This is a genomic window from Agrobacterium sp. P15N1-A, from assembly GCF_044626815.1.
GTDB classification, from domain to species: domain Bacteria; phylum Pseudomonadota; class Alphaproteobacteria; order Rhizobiales; family Rhizobiaceae; genus Agrobacterium; species Agrobacterium leguminum.
Genome location: NZ_JBIUPF010000025.1, coordinates 1 through 338 on the forward strand (window position 1 = coordinate 1; position 338 = coordinate 338).

A 338-nucleotide genomic window follows, 5' to 3' on the forward strand; every position below is an offset into this window, starting at 1 on the left:
CTTATCGGCGCCTTCAGCGGCAGGAAGATCGAAGAAAGCTTTATCCAGGCAATGCTGTCTGCGCCGAGGGCCTGTTGCCGGTGGCCGGTTTTTGCTGGCTGCGTATCCATCTTCGCCTCTCTGATTTTCACCCGCCGAGCGGCCCTCGTCTTGACTGATATCGCGGCAATCAATTTAAGTCCAAGTTGTTTTCTGTTGGATATTGATACCAGGATTGAATAGATGCTTGATTTGGGACAGGTCCGTTCATTTGTCGCCGTCGCCACCGAGCTGAATTTCACCCGCGCAGCCCGGCGTTTGAATATGACCCAGCCTCCACTCAGCCGGCAGATCAAGCT

The 338-nt window shown here is 54.1% G+C and carries 1 protein-coding gene; it reads left to right on the plus strand.

Annotated elements, in window-relative coordinates:
• Positions 1–222 precede the first annotated feature (222 nt).
• Positions 223–338 (plus strand): LysR family transcriptional regulator (locus ACIK7D_RS27755; RefSeq protein WP_400158176.1); only part of this gene is annotated, 116 nt, incomplete at its 3' end.